Below are 19,827 nucleotides of genomic sequence, written 5' to 3'. Positions count from 1 at the left end.
GCGCGGTGTCTTGCTCACCTGAGCATAGCGGGCTACTGTCGTGACAGATGAGCGCAGCGCCGCCTCTCATCTGTGCACGGCGGGCGCGCTCGACGCACCGAGACACGTGAGGACAGCGATGTTCCGACCACCCGGCGCACCGGCCCGCACCACCCGCCGACCCCGCGCGTCCCGACCCCGTGGGCGACGGCGCGCCTCGGCGGCCGCCGCCGGCCTCGTCGCCCTGAGCCTCGGCGCCACCGCCTGCGCCGGGGCGGGCGCGGTGGGCGGGGGAGACGGCGAGCAGATCGTCGTCGCCATCGTCTCCAACCCGCAGATGCAGGACGCGATCTCCCTCCAGGACGAGTTCCGGGCGGAGCACCCCGGCATCGACGTGCAGTTCGTGTCGCTGCCGGAGAACGAGGCCCGCGCCAAGATCACGGCCTCCGTCGCGACGGGCGGCGGCGAGTTCGACGTCGTGATGATCTCCAACTACGAGACCCCGATGTGGGCCGAGAACGGCTGGATCGAGAACCTGCAGCCGTACGCCGAGGAGACCGAGGGCTACGACCCGGACGACTTCGTGCCGAGCGTGCGCGACGCGCTGTCCGTCGACGGCGACCTGTACTCCGTGCCGTTCTACGGCGAGTCGTCGTTCCTCGCCTACCGCGAGGACGTCTTCGCCGAGGCCGGGCTCGAGATGCCCGACCGGCCCACCTGGGACGACGTGCAGGAGCTCGCCGCCGAGCTGGAAGACCCGGCCCAGGACTTCTCCGGCATCTGCCTGCGCGGCCTCGCCGGCTGGGGCGAGGTGATGGCGCCGCTGAGCACCGTGATGAACACGTTCGGCGGGCAGTGGTTCGACGAGGGCTGGAACGCGCGGCTCGACTCGCCCGAGGTGAAGGAGGCCGTGCAGACCTACGTCGACACCGTCCGCGAGCACGGCCAGCCCGGCGCGGCGACGTCCGGCTTCGGCGACTGCCTCACCCGCTTCGCGCAGGGCAACGCGGCCATGTGGTACGACGCGACGTCGATGGTCTCCTCCATCGAGGACCCCGCGTCGTCCACCGTCGCGGGCAAGACCGGTTACGTGCCCGCGCCGGTGGAGAAGACCGACGCAGCCGGCTGGCTGTACTCCTGGTCGCTGGCGATCCCGTCGACGAGCGAGCACAAGGACGCCGCCTGGGACTTCGTCTCCTGGATGACCGACAAGGACTACATCCAGCTCGTCGGCGAGAAGCTGTCCTGGGAGCGCGTGCCCCCCGGCAGCCGGCTGTCGACCTACGAGATCCCCGAGTACGCGGAGGTCTCCGAGGCGTACGCCGACGCGACCCTGACCGCGATGGGCGAGGCCACCCAGGAGGACACGATGCTCCAGCCCGTCCCGTACCCGGGGATCCAGTTCGTCGGGATCCCGGAGTTCCAGGACCTCGGCACCCGCGTCGGCCAGCAGATCTCGGCCGCCGTCGCCGGCCAGAAGACGGTGGACGAGGCGCTCGAGCAGTCGCAGCGGTACGCCGAGACCGTCGCCGAGACGTACCGGAACGAGCAGGACGCCGCGTCCGACCCCGAGCCCGGAGGCCCCCGATGACCACCGTCGCCGCGCACGCCGGCAGCGCCCGCCGTGCCGAGTCGCAGCGGGCGGCCCGCCGCGCCGACAAGCACCAGTACCCGTCCGCCGAGCGGTGGCGCCGCCGGGCGCCGCTGCTGCCCGCGCTGATCTTCACGATCGTCGTCACGCAGATCCCGTTCCTCGTGACGATCTGGTACTCGCTGCACTCGCGGAACCTGCTGCGGCCCGACTCCGACATCTTCGTCGGGCTCTCGAACTACCTGGACATCGCGCGCGACTCGGTGTTCCGCCAGACGGCGCTGAACTCGGTCGTCATCACGCTCGGGTGCGTGCTCGTGGCGATGGTGCTCGGCATCGTGCTCGCGATCCTGCTGGACCGCCCGTTCCGGGGGCGCGGGGTGGCGCGCACGCTGCTCATCACGCCGTTCCTCATCATGCCGGTCGCGACCTCCGTGCTGTGGTCGATGGCGATGCTGAACCCGACGTACGGGCTGTTCAACTGGACCCTCGGGTTGGTGGGCATCGACCCCGTCGACTGGACGTCGACCTACCCGATCGTCGCCATCCTCATGGCCCTCGTGTGGCAGTGGACGCCGTTCATGATGCTGCTGGTGCTCGCCGGGCTGCAGGCGCAGCCGAAGGACGTGCTCGAGGCCGCCGCGATGGACGGCGCCGGCTGGTGGCGCACGTTCGCGTCGATCACGCTGCCGCAGCTGCGCCGGTACATCGAGCTCGGGATCCTGCTGGGGATCATCTACGTGGTCAACACGTTCGACCAGATCTACCTCATGACCGCCGGCGGCCCCGGGACGGCCAGCGCCAACCTGCCGTTCTACATCTACCAGCGCGCCTTCCTGGGCTTCGACGTCGGGCAGGCCGCCGCGATGGGCGTCGTCGTCGTCATCGCCACGATCATCGTCGCCTCCCTCGCGCTGCGGCTCATCTTCCGCAGCTTCGACGTCAAGGAGTGAGCAGGTCATGAGCACCGCCACCGCAACCCCCGCTCCGCCCGCCGGCCGGCCCGCGCCTGACGTGGCGCCGCGCCGCGGTGCGTCGCGCGGCCGTGTCACCGGGAGCCTGCTGACCACGCTCACCTGGATCCTGTCGCTCGGGTTCTTCTTCCCCGTGCTCTGGATGGCGATGACGGCCTTCAAGCAGGAGAACGAGGCGTCGTCGAGCCCGCCCACCTGGTTCTTCACGCCGACGCTCGACCAGTTCCGGGCGGTGGTCGGCGAGTCCGGCACCTACGTCGCGAACTCGGCGATCGCCACCGGCGTCTCGACGGTCCTCGTGCTGCTGCTCGGCATCCCCGCCGCGTACGCCCTGTCGATCCGGCCGGTGGAGAAGGTCAGCGACGTGCTGTTCTTCTTCATCTCCACCAAGATGCTGCCGGTCGTGGCCGTCATCGTGCCGATCTACGTCATCGCCGGGCAGCTCAAGGTGCTCGACAACGTCTGGACGCTCGTCGTGCTGTACACGGCGATGAACCTGCCCATCGCGGTGTGGATGATGCGCTCGTTCTTCCAGGAGATCCCGGCCGAGGTGCTCGAGGCCGCGGCCGTCGACGGCGCGGGCCTGATGAAGACCCTGCGGTCGGTGCTCATCCCCATGGTGGCGCCCGGCATCGCGGCGACGGCGCTGATCTGCGTGATCTTCGCGTGGAACGAGTTCTTCTTCGCCCTCAACCTCACCGCCTCGCAGGCGGCGACCGTGCCGATCTTCATCGTGTCGACCATGACCAGCGAAGGTCTGTTCCTCGCTCGGCTGTGCGCCGCCGCGCTGCTCGCGTCGCTGCCGGTGATCCTCGCCGGGTGGATCGCTCAGAAGCAGCTGGTGCGCGGCCTGTCGATGGGCGCGATCAAGTAGCGACCGAAGCCGGCGACGAGTTTCCCCGCCCCGGCGGGTCTGCCCGTCATGAACCTCACCGGACAGCTCGACCCCCGCTTCAGCGAGGCCTCCGCCCCCACCCCGTGGGCGGAGGTCGACGCCGCGCTCGCCGGCGCCACCGGCTACCTGCTCGTCACCGTGCGCGCGGACGGGCGCCCGCACGTCACCCCGCTCGTGGGCCTGTGGACGGACGGCGGGTTCGTCTTCTGCACGGGCCCCGCCGAGCAGAAGGCCCGCAACCTGGCGCACGCCCCGCGCGTGGCGGTCACCATCGGCTCGGCGGCGTGGGACGACGGGCTCGACGTCGTCGTGGAGGGCACGGCGGAGCGCGTCGTCGGCGGGCCGGAGCTGCGGCGCCTCGCCGACGGCTTCCGCGACAGGTACGGCGACGCCTGGGACTTCGAGAACGACGACGAGTCGTTCGACCCGCACGGCCAGCGGGCCCTCGTCTACCGCGTGGTCACCGACAAGGTCCTGGCCTTCGCCAAGTCCCCGCACGGGCAGACGGCGTTCCGCCCTTGACCGGGTGGACGTGAGGCCCGGTGGCCCACCGGCTCAGGACGGCCCGGTGCCGGGACCCCACGGCGCCGTGTCGGGGTCGAGCAGGGGTACCGCACCCACAAACTCGGCGAGGACCTTGCCTGCGCCGTCCACGAGAGTCGACGTCACCGTCCAGCCCGACAGGTCCTCATCGGCGTCGACGACGGCCGACGCGACGTCGTCGCCCGGCATGGACCACCACGTGTCGTCGGCACCGTCGGGGGCGGTCGGTTCTCCTCGTGGGGTGTACTGCCGGCCGTCGGGGGAGTGCACGGTGAGCCCCGCCCGCGCATCCAGGGGCATGCGCGCGTCGGGGTCCGTCCCGGCCGTGGCGATCGACCAGCCGACCACGGCTTGCCAGCTCTTCTCGGTCGTGCGCCAGATCCCGGCCCGCGACTCGTTCCTCTCGCTGGAGGAGCTGCCGATCAGCGCGATGTACGGGCTGGTACCCGGGACCTCGCACGAGGACTCGGACTCCGCCGTCGTGATGCCGCCGGCGCTGCCCTGGACCAGGCTCATCGCCGCCGAGGCGGCGCAGAGCACGAGCGCGACGGCGCCCGTGACACGCGGCGGCCAGCGCAGCCACGGCGCGTGGGTGTCGCGGGACCGCCGGGCGTGGGCGACCCAGGGGTGCGGCTCCGGCCTGGTGGTGCGCACCGCGACCGTGCCGAGCAGGGAGTCGGCGAAGGTGCGCCCCTCACGGTGGACCGCCGCGCGGAGGTAGCCGATCAGGAGGATCGCGTCGAGCAGGTGCGCGAGCCAGCGCAGCACCGTGCCGAGGAGCCCGATCGGGCGTCCGGACGCGGCGTCGACCACCGAGATCCCTGCGACGCGCTTGCCCGGCGTCGCCCCCGTGTACGCCTGCAGGACGCCGAGGACCAGCAGGGTGCCGGCGGTCCAGCCGGCGCCGCCCGCGTCGGCGGTCTCGCCGGGCCCCGGGACGGCGGCGAGCGACGGTGCGTCGCCGGTGGCGAGGAACGCCACGGACGCCACCACGGCCGAGTCGAGCAGCGTCGCGAGCACGCGGTTCCCCCACGGCGCCCGGGGGCGCTCCGGGGTGAACGGCCCGAGGTCGTCCGTGGCGGGCGGCCCGGGCGCGGGTGGGGCCGGGGCGAGCGGCGGCTGCCCGACCGTCGTCGTCATGGCTGGATGCTCCCACCGCAGGTCGCCGGCGTCCACGGGTGCCGGGCCTGGGTGTCACCCCTGGCCCGCGCGGCGGGCCGGGAGGATCTCGACGGTGCCGGCGTCGCCGTCCACGGCGACGGTGCCGCGCAGGGCCTCGGTGGCGCGGGGGACGCCGAGCACCGCGGGGAGCCCCGCCTCGCGCGCGACGATCGCGGCGTGCGACAGCAGGCCGCCCGTCTCGGTGACGACGGCGGCGACGACGCCGAACAGCGGGGTCCAGGCCGGGTCTGTCTCGCGGCACACCAGGACGTCGCCGGGGCGCACCGCGGCGAAGTCGTCCGGGCCGCGCACCACCCGCGCGGGGCCGTGCGCCCGGCCGCCGCTCCCCGCCACCCCGTGCAGCACCCCCGTCCTTCCGCGCGCGGGAGCGCGGTCGGTGGCGGGCAGGGCGGCGGTGACGGGGCGCGCCTGGAGCAGCCAGACCGTGCCCGCGGCGTCGACCGCCCACTCCACGTCCTGCGCCCCGCCGAGCAGCGCGGCGACCCGCGCGCCGAGGCCGGCCACCCGCAGCACGCCGTCGTCGTCGAGGCAGGGCCGTCGCCGGTCGGCGGGGGCGACGTCGCGGGTCGTGGTGCCGTGGGACGAGCCGTCGACGCGGGTGTGCTTGGAGCCGACGTGGCGGCGGCCGACCTGCCCGGCCGTGACGGTGAACCGGTCCGGGTCGACGGCGCCCTGCACCACGCTCTGGCCCAGACCCCAGGACGCCTCGATCACGGCAGGCCGGCCCCCGGTCGTCCCGGCCGATCTGCCCGGAGCGGGGCCGGGGTCCGGGGTGAACATCACGCCCGCGACGTGCGCGGCGACCATGCGCTGCACGAGGACGGCGACGCCCGCCACCTCCGTCCGGCCGCGGGCGGCCCGGTAGGTCGTGGCGCGGGGGCCCGCGGCCGACGCGCGGCAGGCGTGCACGGCCGCGACGACCGCGTCGATCCCGGAGGCGCCGAGCACGCTGTCGTACTGACCTGCCGCGGAGGCGCCGGCCCCGTCCTCGTCCGCGGCGGAGGAGCGCACCGCGAACGGGCCTCCGCCGAGCCGGTCCAGCGCGGCGGCGAGATCGTGGACAACGGCACCGCTCAGGTCGGCGTCGGCGGGCACGACGACGCCGTCGGGGACGGGCAGGCCCGCGCGCCGCAGCCGCCCGAGCGTCGCGGCCTTCGCGCCCGCGTCCTGCGGTCGTGCGTCCGCCAGCGGGACGATCGTGCCCACCTGCCCACCTCCGGGTCCTCGTGCCGTGCGCGGGACGACGTCCTCCGCGTTCAACACCGTGTTGACAACAGAGTGTTGATGGTCCACGGTCGCGGGATGGAAAGCAAGCACGACCTCCCCGACGCCGCGGGCGACCAGGGCGCCGCGGACGCCGAGGCGCGGGCCCGCGCCACGCTGCTCGCCCTGGGCGCGGACGCGCTCGCGCCGCGACCGTGGCAGCCGGCGGGGGTGCCGCCGTCGGCGGCCGACCTCGTGCGGCACTACCTGTGGCGCTCGGCCCGCGGCGACCTCACGCCGGAGCAGGACGCCGCGGGCGCCCTCGCGGCGCTCGCCCTCGTCCCCGCGGCGCGGGCCGAGGCCGACCAGCTCGAGACCGCGGCCCTGTTCTCCGCGCGCGCGGCCGGGCACACGTTCGGCCGGATGGCGGCGGCGCGCGGGCTCGGGTCGCCCCAGGCCGTGCAGCAGCGCCTCGACCGTCTCGTGGCGCGGTCGGGCGCCGCCGCGGAGGACGACGCGTGAGCCGGGCCTCCGACCCGGGGCTGCTGGTGCTGCACGCGGTGCGGGTGCTCGGCACCGGCGACGACCGGGCCGTCGCCGCGCGGTACGGGCTCGACGCCGCCGAGGTGCACGAGGAGCTGCTCGACCTCGAGGCGTTCGGGCTCGTCACGTGGGCGGAGTTCGCCGGCACCGGTGGCTGGTCGCTCACCGAGCGCGGCCGCGCCGAGGACGGTCGTCGGCTCGCGGCGGAGCTCGCCGCCGTCCCCCGCGCCCCCGCCGTCGTGCGCGAGGTGCTCGCGGGGTTCGACCCGCTCAACGCCCGGCTGCGGCAGGCGTGCACCGACTGGCAGCTCCGGCCGGTCGCCGGCGGCCGGCTCGCCGTCAACGACCACGACGACGCCGCCTGGGACGGCCGCGTGCTCGACGAGCTCGGCGCCGTCGTCGACGGGGTGGCCCCGTTGCTGGCCGGGCTCGTGGCGGTCCTGGCGCGCTTCGAGGGCTACGACGCGCGGCTGGACGACGCGCTGGCGGCCGCGCGGGCGGGTGACGGCAGCCGTATGGCCGGCCTCGGCGCGGCGTCCGTCCACGGGGTGTGGATGGAGCTGCACGAGGACCTGCTGGCCACGGCGGGCGTCCCGCGCGGCGGCGCGTGATCGCTCAGAGGGTCAGCAGCACGAACGCCTCGACGACCAGCGCCGGCCGTCGGTGACGCCGGCGCCGGGGAGAGGGCGCGGGGGACGAGCCCCTGGTCAGGCCACGGCGCCTCGGATCGCCTCCGCGGTGGTGGTCGGGTCATAGCCCGCCGGGACGCCGTCGACCACGATGATGTCGCCGTCGATGTGGCGCGAACGCAGGGGCGCGATCTCCTGGTACGCCGGTGACGCCCACCAGTCCCGCGCCTCGTCGATCCCCGGGAAGCCGATCATCACCACGTGGCCGGGCCAGCTGCCCTCCTTGACCTCGTGCTGCGTCGCGTGGACGAGAAAGTGCCCGCCGTACGGCGCGAAGGTCCCGCTGATCCTCTCCATGTACTCGGCGACCTCGGGGTGCGGAGCGGCTTCTTGCAGGTGCGCGATCACGTAGGCAGCCAAGGCGACGTCTCTCCCTGTTCTCGGGGCCGCCAGGAGTCGGGCGGCGAGAGCCACGGTGCCCGACGTCGGGAGGTTTCGCCATGACTTTCGAGGTCATGCTCCGTTCGGCCACTACGATCGTGGGGGCTCGTGGCCGTCGTGCCGCCGGGCCGATCCCGTCCCCCGAGGAGGCCATCACCATGTCGAGCGTGCCGAGCTCCCCCCGCGTCGCCGTCGTCACCGGAGCCAGCAGCGGGATCGGGGCGGCCAGTGCCCGCGCGCTCGCGGCCGCGGGGTTCGACGTCGTGCTGGGCGCCCGCCGGCTGGACCGCCTGGAGCAGGTGGCCGCCGAGACCGGTGGCACCGCGATCGCGCTCGACGTCACCGACGACGCCTCGGTGGAGGCGTTCGCCCGCGCGGTCGACGAGCGGCACGGCCGCTGCGACCTGCTCGTCAACAACGCGGGCGGCGCCCTGGGGGCGGACCCCGTGGCCGGCGCCGACCTCGCCGACTGGCAGCGGATGTACGACATCAACGTGCTCGGCACGGTGCGGGTCACCCAGGCGCTGCTGCCGAAGCTGATCGCCAGCGGCGACGGCCAGGTCATCACCATCGGCTCGATCGCCGGCCGCGAGCCCTACAAGGGCGGCGGGGGGTACAACGCCGCCAAGCACGCCGAGGCCGCGCTCACCCGGGTGCTGCGCCTGGAGCTGCTCGGCCAGCCGGTGCGGGTCAGCGAGATCGACCCCGGCATGGTGCACACCGACTTCTCGCTGGTGCGCTTCAAGGGCGACCAGGAACGGGCCGACGCCGTCTACGCCGGCGTCGAGGCGCTCACGGCCGAGGACGTCGCCGAGACGGTGGCGTGGGTCGCCACCCGCCCGGCGCACGTCAACGTGGACCAGATCCTGCTCATGCCCCGCGACCAGGCTGCGGCGCAGACGATCCATCGGCGCTGACGGCCGGCGCCCCGGCGTCGTCCTCGCCGTGGCCGACCATCTTGAGGCCGATGGCGCAGCCGATGATGCCGACGAGGAACAGGGCCTTGAGGAGCGACGCCGTCTCGGTGCCGGTGAGCATCGCCCACGCGACCGTGAGGGCCGCGCCGACGCCCGTCCAGATGGCGTAGGCCGTGCCGATCGGGATGTGCTTGGCCGCGTAGCCCAGGCCGAGCATGCTGAAGGCCAGCGCGACCACGAAGACGATCGTGTCGCCGAGCACGGTGAATCCCTCGCTCGCGCCGAGCGCCGTGGCCCACACCGCCTCCAGCAGCGCGCTGGCCAGCAGCACGACCCAGGCGACGGTGCTCGCGTTCCTCGCGTTCTTCTTCGGGCTCATGTCCTTCGCCGCCATGTCAGCTCACCACCTTCAGTCCGACGACCGACCCGACCAGGCCGACCAGCAGCAGGGCGCGCGCGACCGTCAGTCGCTCGTCGCCGCGCACGATGGCGACCAGCACCGTGAGCACGGCGCCGATGCCCACCCAGACCGCGTAGGCGGTGCCCACGGGGATGGTGAGCATCGCGTGCGCCAGCCCCCACATGCTCAGGGCCAGGCCGACGACGAACACCGCCGTCGGCACCGGGCGCCGGAACCCGTGCGACGCCGCCAGCGCGGTCGCCCACACGGCCTCCATGACGCCGGCGGCGATCAGGATCAGCCAGTCCACGGCTCTCACTTCCTCTCGGTTCGGTGGGGTCTGATTCGTTCGCACGATCGTGCGAAGACAGTTCTAGCACACGTCGCACGACTGTGCGAACATGGGGCCGTGCCCCCACGTCTCGATCGCGAGGAACGCCAGCGCCAGGTCTCCGAGGCCGCGTGGCGCGTCCTCGTGCGCGACGGGCTCGAGGCCCTGTCCGTGCGCAACGTCGCCGCCGAGGCCGGACTGCCGCAGAGCTCGTTGCGGTACACGTTCCCCACCGTGGCGACCGTCCGCGAGCGCGCCGTCGCCCTGGTCGTCGAGCGGCTGGCCGAGCGGGTCGCCGCCGTCGACCCCGCCCGACCGGACTGGGGGCGGGCGGTCCTGGCCGAGCTCCTCCCGCTCGACGAGGAGCGCCGCACCGAGATGGAGGTCTACCTCGCGCTCGGCACCGCGGCGATGACCGACCCCTCCCTGCGGGTCGCGCACCGCGCCGCGCAGGAGGGCGTGCGGGACGTCTGCGCCCGTGCGCTCGCGGCGCTCGGCGGCGGCCGGCGACCGAGCGACGTCGAGGTGCGGCGCGTGCACGCCCTCGTCGACGGGCTCGCGCTGCACGTGGTGCGGCAGGAGCCGGACGCCGACTCCGCCTGGTCGTTGGACGTGCTCGACGCGCACCTGGCCGGCGTCGCCGCGGGCTGAGACTCAGCCCGTCGGACCCACCAGCGCGTCGCCGACCTCGGAGCGCAGGTACAGCACGGACCGGCCGGAGCGGGCGGAGGTCAGGAGCCCGGCGTCGCGCAGCACGCGCAGGTGCTGGTTGACGGCGCTCGTGGTGACGTCCAGCCGGCGGGCCAGCTCGGTGGACGACGCGGGGTGCTCGAGCGCCGTGAGCAGCCCCGCCCGCGCCCGTCCCAGCACCGCGACGAGCGCGGCACCCGCCACGTGCCGTTCCGCCTGCCACAGCGTGCCCGTGCCGCGGACGCCGTACATGATCATCGGCGGCTCCTCGGCGGAGATGGGGGCCGACGCGCCACCCGTGAAGAGGGTGGGCACCAGCGTCAGGCCCTCGCCGGTCGTGGGCCGTCGGAGGTCCGTCGTCGAGCTCCCGAGCCGCACGCTCACCACGCCGTCGGCGAAGGACACGCGGGGTGACAGGTCGGCGAACATCGCGCCCGCGCCGCGCGCGGAGATCACCGCGCCGCGGTGCACGACGTCGGCCTGGAGCACGGCGCGCATCCGCGGCCAGTACGGCGCGAAGCACGCGTCCCAGTAGGCGGTCAGCGCGTCGAGCAGCCGTCGCCGCACGCGGGGGAGCGGGTCGCGGAACGGAGCGGGCCGGCCGCCGGGGTGCAGGGCGGCGAGCTCGCGGGCGACGACGCCGTCCGGGGTCGCGGCGACGGCGGCCAGCTCGTCGTCGATGCGGGTGAGCGGGCTGCGCGGGCGCGGGGTGAGGAAGTCCGGCGTCCACAGCACCTCGTTGGTCAGCGCGAGCAGCATCTCGCCGTCGAGACGCGAGCGGGCCTCCTGGGTGCGGCGCAGCCACGGCAGGTGGAGCGGGTAGCGGCCCGGTTCACGCCAGGTGCGCAGCGACAGGACCAGCTCGTTCAGCGGGGAGACGGCGAACCGGACGTCGGCCAGGTCCATGCCCGCCAGCTCGTAGCGCATCCATCCCATCAGCGTGTCCGTCCCCTCAGTGCGTCCGTCCCGCCGCTCGTCCCACACCGTGAGCATAGGTGTAGCCCAGCGCTACATCAGTTCGCCGGACCGGACGGGTGTCGCCTACTGGTGCCCGTGATCCAGACCGTCTTTCCCCGGGACCCGGTGGCGCGTGCCCTCACCTTCTCGACCATGGCGTTCGCCGCGTCGACCGGCGTCTTCTACACCGTGTCCGTCCTGTACTTCACGCGCGTGATCGGGCTTTCCGCCGGCACGGTCGGGCTCGGGCTGGGGATCGCGGGCGGGGCGGGCGTCGTCGGGTCGTTCCTCGCGGGCCGGTGGTCGGACCGGCTCGGCGCCCACCGGGTGCAGGTGTGGGGCCTCGTGGTGCAGGCGGTGGCGCTCGCGGCGTACTCGTTCACCGCCGACGCCGTGAGCTTCACCCTGGTGGCCGTCGCCGCCAGCGCCGGCCGCGGCGTGCAGGGCACCGCACGGCAGGCGCTGCTCGCCCGGTGGTTCACCGGCCCCGAGCGCGTCGAGGTGCGCGCCCGGCTGCGCGTCGTGACGAACGTCCTCATCGGCCTCGGCACACTGGCCGCCGCCGTCGCCCTGCTCCTGGACACGGCGACCGCGTACCGCACCGCGATGGTCGCGACGGCGGTGCTGCTGCTCGGCGCCGTCGTCCCGCTCCTCCGGCTGCCGCGCCGGGTGCCCGAGCTGGCCGCGCGGATGCTCGAGGACGCGCCGGCCTCGGCCGGCCCGGGCGACGACGGCGGAGCCGAGGGTGCCCCGCACCCGCTGCGCGACCGGACGTACGTGGCGAGCGTCGTCCTCAACGCCGTCATGGCCATGCAGTTCGGCGTCATGACCGTGGGCGTGCCGCTCTGGGTCGCGACCACCGACGCCCCCACCGCGGTCGTGTCCGCGCTGCTCGTGGTCAACACGGTGCTGGTGGCGCTGCTGCAGGTGCGCGCCTCGCGCGGCACCCACGACGTGCGCGCGGCGGGGCGTGCCGTGCGTCGTGGCGGTGTGCTGCTGGCCGCGGCGTGCGTGCTGTACGCGGCGGCAGGCCACGGCAGCCTCGCCGCGGCGACGGCGCTGCTGGTGCTCGCCGCAGCCGCGCACTCCCTCGGCGAGGTGCTGTCCGAGGCCGGCGGGTGGGGCATGGCCTTCGAGCTCGCCGACCCGCGACGCGCGGGCGCCTACCAGGGCCTGTCGCAGACCGGCTACGCGCTCGCGGCCATGGCCGCGCCCGTCGTCGTCACCGCCCTGCCCGTGCGGTTCGGCACGCCCGGCTGGCTCGCGCTGGGCGCGGTCTTCGCCGTCGCGGGTGCCGCCGCCGCCGAGGTCGCCCGGCGGGCGGCGGGCGCCCGGGCCGGCGCGGAGGCGGTCCGGGCCGGCAGCTGACGGCCGGGGCGCGTGGCCCGACCCCGCCGTGCCGTCCGGTCGCTCCCGCCCCAGAATGCAGGGGTGGGCGACGACGAGAGCTCAGGGCCGTCCGACGGGCGGGAGCTGCGGTACGTGGGGACCCGGGGACCGGCCGCCGGTACCCGTGACGACGCGCACCGCACGCCGTGGGAGCACGTCGCGGACCGCGAGGCGTTCTTCGCCGCGGCCCGCGAGCTGGCGCCCGGGCTCGGCGGCGACGGAGCCCGCGACGCGCGGTTCCGCCCGGTCGCCGTCGTGCGCTGGGTCGACGACGACCACGTCCTCGTGCTCACCCCGACCGTCTGGTTCACGCAGGACGACCGGCAGGTGCACACCGGCGAGCTGGGGTTGCTCGTCGGGACCGACGCCGTCGTCACCTTCGAGGACGGCGGCGCCGGCGTGCACGACGCCGCCCTCGAGCGGCTGGACGGCCACCGCGGCGCCGAGGCGCCGGCGCCGCGCCGCGTGACGCTCGCCCTGGTCCTCGCGCTCGTGGGCGTCGCCTCGCGGGTCGAGGTGGCGCTGGGGGACGCCGTCGCCGAGACCGAGCAGCTCGTCTTCGACCGCGGGGTGCCGGACCCGGTGGAGCAGGTCTACGGCCTCAAGCGCGAGATCACGGAGGCGCGCCGCGCGCTGCTCCCGGTGACCGCCGAGCTCCCGGAGCTGGTGGACCCCGGGGACGAGCGGCACGCGCTCGTGGACCGCCGGGCGCTGGACCGGCTGGTCGCGACCGTCGAGCGCATCGACCGCCATCTCGACGCCCACGACGACCTGCTCTCGGACATGCTGCAGGTGCACCTGGCCCAAGTGTCGGTGCGGCAGAACGAGGACATGCGGAAGATCTCCGCGTGGGCGGCCATCCTCGTCTACCCGACGGTCGTCGCCGGCGTGTACGGCATGAACTTCACGCACATGCCCGAGCTGCACTGGCTGCTCGGCTACCCGTTCTCGCTGGTGCTGATGATCGTCGGCTGCGTCGTGCTGTACCGGGTCTTCCGGCGGGTGGGCTGGCTCTAGCTCGGGTCGTCGTCGGGCCTGGCGCCTCAGCCGGCGTCGGCGATCCGCTCCAGCTCCGCGGGCGTGCCGGCCATGATCGTCGCCGCGTGGGCGGTGATCCGCTCGACGGGCCAGTCCCACCAGCGCGCCCGCAGCAGCCGCGCCACGTCCTCGTCGGAGAAGCGGGAGCGGACCACCCGTGCCGGGTTGCCCGCGACGACCTCGTACGGGCCGACGTCCTTGGTCACGACGGCGTGCGCGCCGACCACCGCGCCGTCGCCGATCGTCACGCCGGGCAGCACGGTCGCGTCCCGCCCGATCCACACGTCGTTCCCGACGACCGTGTCCCCGGGCTGCTCGATGGCGAGGAAGGTGTCGAGCGTGGCGTCGGCCCAGGCGCCGCCGAACATCGTGAACGGGTACGTCGAGGGGCCGACCATCGGGTGGTTGCCGCCCGGCATGAGGAAGCTCGCCCCGGGGGCGATGGTCGTGAAGCGGCCGATGACGAGCCGCTGCGGGCCGTACAGGTAGCGCACGTTCGCCTGCTCGAACGGCGGGCGGGTGCCCTCGTCGTCGTAGTAGGTGAACTCGCCCACCTCGAGGAACGGCGACGTCACCTGGTTCCTGAGGAAGACGACGTTGGTGAGGTCGTCGCGGGTGCTGGGGGTGAGCCGGTCCGGGTCCGGGACAGCGGTCATGGGCGTCTCTCCGTGCGTCGTCGGTCGGGGCACCCGCGATCCTGCCCGGTCGCGGGCGGTGGGCGGCGGACGTCGGCGTGCGTGTCCGCCCTGGCGGAATACCCTCAGGAGGTATAGCGTTCTCGATACGGACATACCCCTAGGGGGTATCAGCGAGCGAGAGGAGAGGCCCCATGTCGCGCGAGCACGGCCACGACGTCGCCGACGACGTCCGCGAGCACGAGCACCACCAGCACGCGGAGGTCGCCGGGCACGAGGGCCACGGTGGTCACGAGGGCCACGGTGGCCACGAAGGCCACGGCGCTCATGAGGGCCACGGTGATCACGAAGGCCACGGCGGCCACGGCGGGCATGCGGGTCACGGCGACCACGTGGCGCAGTTCCGGCGGCTGTTCTGGATCATGCTGGCGCTCGCGGTGCCCACCGTGGCGCTGTCCGGCATGTTCGCGATGCTGCTGGGCTACGAGCTTCCCGACGCGGCCTGGGTGCCCTGGGTGTCGCCGGTGCTCGGCACGGTGATCTTCGCCTGGGGCGGGCGCCCGTTCCTCACCGGCGCGGTGGACGAGATCAAGGCCCGCCAGCCCGGGATGATGCTGCTCATCGGCCTGGCGATCACGGTCGCGTTCGTCGCCTCGATGGGCGCGAGCCTCGGGCTGCTGGACCACCAGCTCGACTTCTGGTGGGAGCTCGCGCTGCTGGTCGTCATCATGCTGCTCGGCCACTGGGTCGAGATGCGCTCCCTCGCGCAGACCACGTCGGCACTCGACTCCCTGGCCGCGCTGCTGCCGGACGAGGCGGAGCGCGTCGAGCACGGGCCCGACGGCGACCAGGTGGTCACCGTGTCCCCGACGGAGCTGGCCGTGGGCGACGTCGTCCTCGTGCGCCCGGGCGGCAGCGTCCCCGCCGACGGCCGGGTGGTCGACGGCCGCGCGGAGATGGACGAGTCGATGGTCACGGGGGAGTCGCGCACCGTCGCCCGCACGACCGGCGACACCGTCACCGCCGGCACCGTCGCCACGGACTCCGGCCTTCGCGTCGAGGTCAGCGCGACCGGCGACGACACTGCCCTCGCCGGCATCCAGCGGCTCGTCACCGAGGCGCAGGCCTCCTCGTCCCGGGCCCAGCGCCTGGCGGACGTCGCCGCGGGCTGGCTGTTCTGGTTCGCGCTCGGCGCCGCGGTGGTCACCGCGATCGTGTGGTCGGCGCTCGGGATGCCGGACGACGCCGTCGTGCGCACCGTCACCGTCCTCGTGATCGCCTGCCCCCACGCCCTGGGCCTGGCCATCCCGCTGGTCGTCTCCATCGCGACCGAGCGCGCTGCCCGCGGCGGTGTCCTCGTCAAGGACCGCCTGGCCCTCGAGAGCATGCGCACCGTCGACACCGTCCTGTTCGACAAGACCGGGACGCTGACCAAGGGCGAGCCGACCGTCTCCGACGTCGTCACCGCGTCCGGCGGCGCGGACGGCCCGGACGCCGACGGCGTGCTGGCGCTCGCCGCCGCCGCCGAGTCGGACAGCGAGCACCCGCTCGCGAAGGCGATCGTCCGGGCCGCCGCCGAGCGCGGGCTGACGGTGCCGCGGGCGCGCGACTTCTCGTCGTCCCCCGCGGTGGGCGTCGTCGCGACGGTCGACGGGCACGAGGTGCGCGTCGGCGGGCCGCGGCTCCTGGAGGAGCAGGGGGCGGCGGAGGTCCGCGAGGCCGAGGCCTGGCGCGCCGACGGCGCGATCATCCTGCACGTGCTGCGCGACGGCGTCGTCGTCGGCGGGCTGAAGCTCGCGGACGAGGTGCGCCAGGAGTCCGCGGAGGCGGTCGAGGCGCTGCACCGGCTCGGCGTGCAGGTCGTGATGATCACCGGCGACGCGGAAGCCGTGGCCCGGTCGGTCGCGGACGAGCTCGGCGTGGACCGGTACTTCGCCGGGGTGCGGCCCGAGGAAAAGTCCGCGAAGGTCCTCGAGCTGCAGCACGAGGGGCGGAAGGTCGCGATGGTGGGGGACGGCGTCAACGACGCCCCGGCGCTGGCCCAGGCCGACGTCGGCATCGCGATCGGCGCGGGCACCGACGTCGCCATCGCCTCGGCGGGCGTCATCCTCGCCAGCGACGACCCGCGGTCGGTGCTCTCGGTGATCGAGCTGTCGCGTGCCAGCTACCGCAAGATGAAGCAGAACCTGTGGTGGGCGGCGGGCTACAACCTGCTGTCCGTGCCGCTGGCGGCAGGCGTGCTCGCGCCGGTCGGGTTCGTGCTGCCGATGTCGGTCGGCGCGCTGCTGATGTCGGCGTCCACCGTGGTGGTGGCGCTGAACGCGCAGCTCCTGCGGCGGCTGGACCTGCGGCCGGGCGCCGTCCGCCGCTGACGCCCGGGGCACCGTCGTCGACCGTGCCGTCGCGACGGTGCCTCCGGGGGACCGAGCCCGCGGGCGGGCGAACTGTGCGGGTCGCACAGATCGCTGCGGAACTTGTGCAGAGTGTCTCTGGGCGGGTGTGGCTGCGCTGTCTAGCGTCGGCACGCGACACGCCCAGCCCTCTCAGCCACAGGAGTCCCGATGGCACAACACCCGGAGTCGGACGACTTCGCGCTCGCGCGGGTGGCGACGCACGCGCAGCGCCACTGGTTCGCGATCGCGGTCCAGCGGTTCGGCCAGGTGTCGGCCCTGTCCCAGTTCCTCATGGGCGCCACGCTCGGCTACGGGATGACGTTCGGGAACGCGGTGCTCGCCTTCCTCTTCGGCTCGATCATCCTCGAGGTGATCATGTGCGTCGTCGGGATCGTGGGCCAGAAGGAGGGCCTCAACACGGCGCTCCTGGCCCGCTGGACCGGGTTCGGCGAGGTGGGCGCGTCGCTGGTCGGCCTCGCCATCGGCATCAGCCTGATCGGCTGGTTCGGCATCCAGAGCGCGATCTCGGCCGAGTCGCTGGAGGCGCTCATGCCGGGCGTGCTGCCCGTCTGGGCCTGGTGCCTGATCTTCGGCCTCCTGGTCACCGCGATCGTGGCCGTCGGCTTCGGCGGCATGCAGTGGCTCGCCAACATCACCGTGCCGCTGTTCCTCGTGCTCGTCGGCTGGTCGATCGTCACCGAGCTGACCCGGCACCCGCTCGACGAGCTGCTCACCTCGCCGCCGCCCGGGCCCGAGCTGAGCATCGCCGCCGGGACCGGGATCGTCGCGGGCGGCCTCATCGTCGGCGCCATCATCACCGCCGACATGACCCGCTTCAACCGGTCCGGCAAGGACGTCGTCAAGCAGACCGTCGTCGGCGTCACGCTCGGCGAGTTCGTCATCGGGCTCGCCGGGGTGCTGCTCGCGCACGCCGCCGGCACCGGCAACGTCGTCGCCATCATCACGTCGTCGATCGGCTTCGTCGGGCTGCTCATCGTGCTGACGGGCACGCTGAAGATCAACGACTGGAACCTCTACTCGTCGTCGCTCGGCCTCGTGAACTTCGTGTCCACGACGTTCGGCCGCACCCTGTCCCGCACGATCACGACCGTCGTGCTCGGCGTGGTGGGGTCCGTCCTGGCCGCCGCCGGGATCCTCGGGAGGTTCACCGACTTCCTCACGGTCCTCGGCGTCGCCTTCCCGCCGATCGCCGGGATCATGGTCGCGGAGTACTTCGTCGTGCGCCGGTGGCGCGGCGACCTGGACGCCAGCCGCGCGGAGGGCACGCTGCCCGCCTCGGCGCCCCGCGTGGTGCCCGCGACGCTCGTCGTCTGGCTCGTGTCGTCCCTGGTGGGCTACTTCGTCCACGTGGGCATCCCGTCGATCAACTCCGTCGTGCTGGCCATGCTGCTCTACGTCGTCGCCGGGAAGCTCGGCCTCGTCCGCGGCGTCGGGCGGGCCGTCACGACGCAGCCGGGCGCTCGCCCGGAGCCGGCGCTCGCCGACTGACCTGGGGCCGGACCGGCCCGCGCACCAACCGAGGAGTGAGATGCACATCGGAATCGATGTCGGTGGCACCAACACCGACGCCGTCCTCATGGCGGGCACGACCGTGCTCGCCGGGGTGAAGAAGTCGACGAGCTCGGACGTGACCGGCGGGATCGTCGACGCGCTCCGCGGCCTGCGGGAGCAGCACCCGTTCGACGGCGGGCAGGTCTCGGCCGTCATGATCGGCACGACCCACTTCATCAACGCCCTCGTGGAGGCCCGCCGCCTCGCGCCGACGGCCGCGCTGCGCCTGGGCCTGCCCGCCACGCGGGCGCTGCCCCCGCTGGTCGACTGGCCGGAGAAGCTCTCCGAGGCGATCTCGGCGCGCACCTACCTGGCCCACGGCGGCTACGAGTTCGACGGGCGGCCCATCTCGCCGCTCGACCCGGACGAGCTGCGCCGGCACGCCGGCGACATGGCCGCCCACGGGGTCCGGTCCGTCGCGATCTCCTCGGTGTTCAGCCCCGTCAACCACGACCTGGAGCTCCGGGCCGCGGAGGTGCTCCGGTCCGAGCTGGGCGACGACGTGGCCATCTCGCTGTCCCACGAGATCGGCCGCATCGGCCTGCTCGAGCGCGAGAACGCGACCGTGATCAACGCGGCGTTGCGCGAGCTGGCGACCGAGATCGTCGACGGCCTCACCTCGGCCGTGCGCGCGGAGGGCATCGCCGCGCCGATCTTCCTCAGCCAGAACGACGGCACCCTCATGGACGAGGACTACGTGCGCCGGTACCCGGTGGCGACGTTCGCCTCCGGCCCGACCAACTCGATGCGCGGCGCGGCGTCCACCAGCGGGCTGGAGACCTGCGCGGTCATCGACGTCGGCGGCACGACGGCCGACGTCGGCCTGCTCGTCAACGGCTTCCCCCGCGAGACCACGACGGACGTGACGGTGGCAGGGGTGCGCACGAACTTCCGGATGCCGGACGTGCTGTCCCTCGGCATCGGCGGCGGCTCTCTGGTCGACGAGCAGACGGCGGAGGTCGGCCCGCAGTCGGTCGGCTACCGCCTGACGAGCGAGGCGCTCGTCTTCGGCGGCACGACGCTCACCGCCACGGACGTCGCCGTGGCCGCGGGCCGCGCCGAGATCGGCGACCCGGGCCGCGTCGCCCACCTGGACCCGGCGTTCGTCGACGCCGTGCTCAAGCGGGTCGCGCAGCGGGTGGAGGAGACCGTGGACCGCATGCGCACCAGCGCGGAGCGCATCCCCGTCGTCGCCGTCGGCGGCGGCTCGGTCCTGCTGCCCGACACGCTCGGCGAGTTCGGCGAGGTGCACCGGCCCGGCCACTACTCCGTGGCCAACGCGATCGGGGCCTCGATCGCGCAGGTCGGCGGCGAGGTCGACAAGATCTACTCGATCGCCCCCGGCGGCCGGGAGGACGCGCTGGCGGCCGTCCGCCAGGAGACCGTCGACAAGACCATCGCCGCGGGCGCCCTGCCCGAGTCGGTCAAGCTCGTCGACTTCGACGAGGTGCCGATCCCGTACCTGCCGGGCAACGCCACCCGCATCCGGGCCAAGGCCGTCGGCGACCTGGACATGGAGGCCTGA

Annotated in this window: 21 protein-coding genes; 13 read left to right on the top strand and 8 right to left on the bottom strand. The window is 74.1% G+C overall.

Features of this window, described 5'->3' with window-relative positions; translation table 11 throughout:
• The first annotated feature begins 118 nt into the window (after positions 1 to 118).
• From IEW03_RS16350 to IEW03_RS16335, 4 genes are read left to right on the top strand one after another with little or no spacing between them, the layout of a single operon-like run.
• The gene (locus IEW03_RS16350) at positions 119 to 1,570 is read left to right on the top strand and encodes an ABC transporter substrate-binding protein (RefSeq protein WP_188524769.1); all 1,452 of its coding nucleotides are present in this window, start codon (positions 119 to 121) and stop codon (positions 1,568 to 1,570) included.
• On the top strand, positions 1,567 to 2,523 hold the full coding sequence (locus tag IEW03_RS16345) for a carbohydrate ABC transporter permease (RefSeq protein ID WP_188524768.1): 957 nt from the start codon (positions 1,567 to 1,569) through the stop codon (positions 2,521 to 2,523). The genes IEW03_RS16350 and IEW03_RS16345 overlap by 4 nt, the downstream gene beginning before the upstream one ends.
• 7 nt (positions 2,524 to 2,530) lie before the next feature.
• Positions 2,531 to 3,418 (top strand): carbohydrate ABC transporter permease, encoded by an 888-nt coding sequence (locus tag IEW03_RS16340; protein WP_188524767.1) that lies wholly within the window; start codon positions 2,531 to 2,533, stop codon positions 3,416 to 3,418.
• Between the two features lie 48 nt (positions 3,419 to 3,466).
• Positions 3,467 to 3,961, top strand: coding sequence for a pyridoxamine 5'-phosphate oxidase family protein (locus IEW03_RS16335; protein ID WP_188524766.1), 495 nt, complete (start codon positions 3,467 to 3,469; stop codon positions 3,959 to 3,961).
• Positions 3,962 to 3,994: 33 nt separating this feature from the next.
• On the opposite strand, the gene IEW03_RS16330 is transcribed toward IEW03_RS16335, so the two are convergent.
• The gene (locus IEW03_RS16330; protein ID WP_188524765.1) at positions 3,995 to 5,122 is read right to left on the bottom strand and encodes an RDD family protein; all 1,128 of its coding nucleotides are present in this window, start codon (positions 5,120 to 5,122) and stop codon (positions 3,995 to 3,997) included.
• Between the two features lie 54 nt (positions 5,123 to 5,176).
• Positions 5,177 to 6,370 carry a PEP/pyruvate-binding domain-containing protein gene (locus tag IEW03_RS16325; protein ID WP_229738355.1) on the bottom strand — a complete coding sequence of 398 codons (1,194 nt, stop codon included), beginning with the start codon at positions 6,368 to 6,370 and terminating at the stop codon, positions 5,177 to 5,179.
• Between the two features lie 96 nt (positions 6,371 to 6,466).
• Here IEW03_RS16325 and IEW03_RS16320 point away from each other — a divergent pair, with 96 nt between their 5' ends.
• The gene (locus IEW03_RS16320; RefSeq protein ID WP_188524764.1) at positions 6,467 to 6,889 is read left to right on the top strand and encodes a DNA-binding protein; all 423 of its coding nucleotides are present in this window, start codon (positions 6,467 to 6,469) and stop codon (positions 6,887 to 6,889) included.
• On the top strand, positions 6,886 to 7,521 hold the full coding sequence (locus tag IEW03_RS16315) for a transcriptional regulator (protein ID WP_188524763.1): 636 nt from the start codon (positions 6,886 to 6,888) through the stop codon (positions 7,519 to 7,521). Before IEW03_RS16320 ends, IEW03_RS16315 begins: the two co-directional genes overlap by 4 nt.
• A gap of 96 nt (positions 7,522 to 7,617) precedes the next feature.
• Here the strand turns inward: IEW03_RS16315 and IEW03_RS16310 are convergent, their stop codons facing one another.
• Positions 7,618 to 7,959, bottom strand: coding sequence for a DUF1330 domain-containing protein (locus tag IEW03_RS16310; protein ID WP_188524762.1), 342 nt, complete (start codon positions 7,957 to 7,959; stop codon positions 7,618 to 7,620).
• A 179-nt stretch (positions 7,960 to 8,138) separates the two neighbouring features.
• Here IEW03_RS16310 and IEW03_RS16305 point away from each other — a divergent pair, with 179 nt between their 5' ends.
• Entirely contained in the window at positions 8,139 to 8,897 is a 759-nt protein-coding gene (locus IEW03_RS16305; RefSeq protein WP_188524861.1) for an SDR family NAD(P)-dependent oxidoreductase, read from the top strand.
• Here IEW03_RS16305 and IEW03_RS16300 read toward each other — a convergent pair.
• Positions 8,851 to 9,291 carry a DMT family transporter gene (locus tag IEW03_RS16300; RefSeq protein WP_308808228.1) on the bottom strand — a complete coding sequence of 147 codons (441 nt, stop codon included), beginning with the start codon at positions 9,289 to 9,291 and terminating at the stop codon, positions 8,851 to 8,853. The two genes, IEW03_RS16305 and IEW03_RS16300, sit on opposite strands and share 47 nt — an antisense overlap.
• 1 nt (position 9,292) lies before the next feature.
• The gene (locus tag IEW03_RS16295) at positions 9,293 to 9,607 is read right to left on the bottom strand and encodes a DMT family transporter (protein ID WP_188524761.1); all 315 of its coding nucleotides are present in this window, start codon (positions 9,605 to 9,607) and stop codon (positions 9,293 to 9,295) included.
• Positions 9,608 to 9,706: 99 nt separating this feature from the next.
• Here IEW03_RS16295 and IEW03_RS16290 point away from each other — a divergent pair, with 99 nt between their 5' ends.
• Entirely contained in the window at positions 9,707 to 10,279 is a 573-nt protein-coding gene (locus IEW03_RS16290) for a TetR/AcrR family transcriptional regulator (RefSeq protein ID WP_188524760.1), read from the top strand.
• A gap of 3 nt (positions 10,280 to 10,282) precedes the next feature.
• Here IEW03_RS16290 and IEW03_RS16285 read toward each other — a convergent pair whose 3' ends face one another.
• The gene (locus tag IEW03_RS16285; protein ID WP_188524759.1) at positions 10,283 to 11,254 is read right to left on the bottom strand and encodes an ArsR/SmtB family transcription factor; all 972 of its coding nucleotides are present in this window, start codon (positions 11,252 to 11,254) and stop codon (positions 10,283 to 10,285) included.
• A 117-nt stretch (positions 11,255 to 11,371) separates the two neighbouring features.
• Between IEW03_RS16285 and IEW03_RS16280 the strand changes: the two genes are divergently transcribed.
• Together IEW03_RS16280 and IEW03_RS16275 are read left to right on the top strand one after the other, a co-directional pair.
• Positions 11,372 to 12,643, top strand: a complete 1,272-nt coding sequence (locus IEW03_RS16280) for an MFS transporter (RefSeq protein WP_188524880.1) — start codon at positions 11,372 to 11,374, stop codon at positions 12,641 to 12,643.
• Between the two features lie 63 nt (positions 12,644 to 12,706).
• The gene (locus IEW03_RS16275; RefSeq protein ID WP_229738353.1) at positions 12,707 to 13,681 is read left to right on the top strand and encodes a CorA family divalent cation transporter; all 975 of its coding nucleotides are present in this window, start codon (positions 12,707 to 12,709) and stop codon (positions 13,679 to 13,681) included.
• A gap of 26 nt (positions 13,682 to 13,707) precedes the next feature.
• Here IEW03_RS16275 and IEW03_RS20625 read toward each other — a convergent pair whose 3' ends face one another.
• Both IEW03_RS20625 and IEW03_RS20485 read right to left on the bottom strand, forming a co-directional pair.
• The gene (locus tag IEW03_RS20625; RefSeq protein ID WP_188524758.1) at positions 13,708 to 14,358 is read right to left on the bottom strand and encodes a CatB-related O-acetyltransferase; all 651 of its coding nucleotides are present in this window, start codon (positions 14,356 to 14,358) and stop codon (positions 13,708 to 13,710) included.
• A gap of 149 nt (positions 14,359 to 14,507) precedes the next feature.
• Entirely contained in the window at positions 14,508 to 14,720 is a 213-nt protein-coding gene (locus IEW03_RS20485; RefSeq protein WP_229738351.1) for a hypothetical protein, read from the bottom strand.
• Between the two features lie 9 nt (positions 14,721 to 14,729).
• On the opposite strand from IEW03_RS20485, the gene IEW03_RS16265 reads away from it, so the two are divergent.
• The 3 genes from IEW03_RS16265 to IEW03_RS16255 all read left to right on the top strand — a co-directional run bounded on the left by IEW03_RS16265 (position 14,730) and on the right by IEW03_RS16255 (position 19,827).
• Positions 14,730 to 16,709 carry a heavy metal translocating P-type ATPase gene (locus IEW03_RS16265; protein WP_229738349.1) on the top strand — a complete coding sequence of 660 codons (1,980 nt, stop codon included), beginning with the start codon at positions 14,730 to 14,732 and terminating at the stop codon, positions 16,707 to 16,709.
• A 189-nt stretch (positions 16,710 to 16,898) separates the two neighbouring features.
• Positions 16,899 to 18,239 (top strand): purine-cytosine permease family protein, encoded by a 1,341-nt coding sequence (locus tag IEW03_RS16260; protein ID WP_188524756.1) that lies wholly within the window; start codon positions 16,899 to 16,901, stop codon positions 18,237 to 18,239.
• A gap of 40 nt (positions 18,240 to 18,279) precedes the next feature.
• On the top strand, positions 18,280 to 19,827 hold the full coding sequence (locus IEW03_RS16255; RefSeq protein WP_188524755.1) for a hydantoinase/oxoprolinase N-terminal domain-containing protein: 1,548 nt from the start codon (positions 18,280 to 18,282) through the stop codon (positions 19,825 to 19,827).

Origin of the sequence: Isoptericola cucumis, assembly GCF_014635665.1 — a bacterium.
GTDB lineage: Bacteria > Actinomycetota > Actinomycetes > Actinomycetales > Cellulomonadaceae > Isoptericola > Isoptericola cucumis.
The sequence above is the reverse complement of the archived record's forward strand: the minus strand, read 5'-3'. Positions and strand labels throughout refer to the sequence as shown.

Coding starts and splice junctions, on each gene's coding strand:
- IEW03_RS20625 (WP_188524758.1), bottom strand. CDS start 14,358: ATGACCGCTGTCCCGGACCCGGACCGGCTCACCCCCAGCACCCGCGAC.
- IEW03_RS16330 (WP_188524765.1), bottom strand. CDS start 5,122: ATGACGACGACGGTCGGGCAGCCGCCGCTCGCCCCGGCCCCACCCGCG.
- IEW03_RS16335 (WP_188524766.1), top strand. CDS start 3,467: ATGAACCTCACCGGACAGCTCGACCCCCGCTTCAGCGAGGCCTCCGCC.
- IEW03_RS16320 (WP_188524764.1), top strand. CDS start 6,467: ATGGAAAGCAAGCACGACCTCCCCGACGCCGCGGGCGACCAGGGCGCC.
- IEW03_RS16350 (WP_188524769.1), top strand. CDS start 119: ATGTTCCGACCACCCGGCGCACCGGCCCGCACCACCCGCCGACCCCGC.
- IEW03_RS16255 (WP_188524755.1), top strand. CDS start 18,280: ATGCACATCGGAATCGATGTCGGTGGCACCAACACCGACGCCGTCCTC.
- IEW03_RS16260 (WP_188524756.1), top strand. CDS start 16,899: ATGGCACAACACCCGGAGTCGGACGACTTCGCGCTCGCGCGGGTGGCG.
- IEW03_RS16340 (WP_188524767.1), top strand. CDS start 2,531: ATGAGCACCGCCACCGCAACCCCCGCTCCGCCCGCCGGCCGGCCCGCG.
- IEW03_RS16300 (WP_308808228.1), bottom strand. CDS start 9,291: ATGGCGGCGAAGGACATGAGCCCGAAGAAGAACGCGAGGAACGCGAGC.
- IEW03_RS16345 (WP_188524768.1), top strand. CDS start 1,567: ATGACCACCGTCGCCGCGCACGCCGGCAGCGCCCGCCGTGCCGAGTCG.
- IEW03_RS16285 (WP_188524759.1), bottom strand. CDS start 11,254: ATGGGATGGATGCGCTACGAGCTGGCGGGCATGGACCTGGCCGACGTC.
- IEW03_RS16305 (WP_188524861.1), top strand. CDS start 8,139: ATGTCGAGCGTGCCGAGCTCCCCCCGCGTCGCCGTCGTCACCGGAGCC.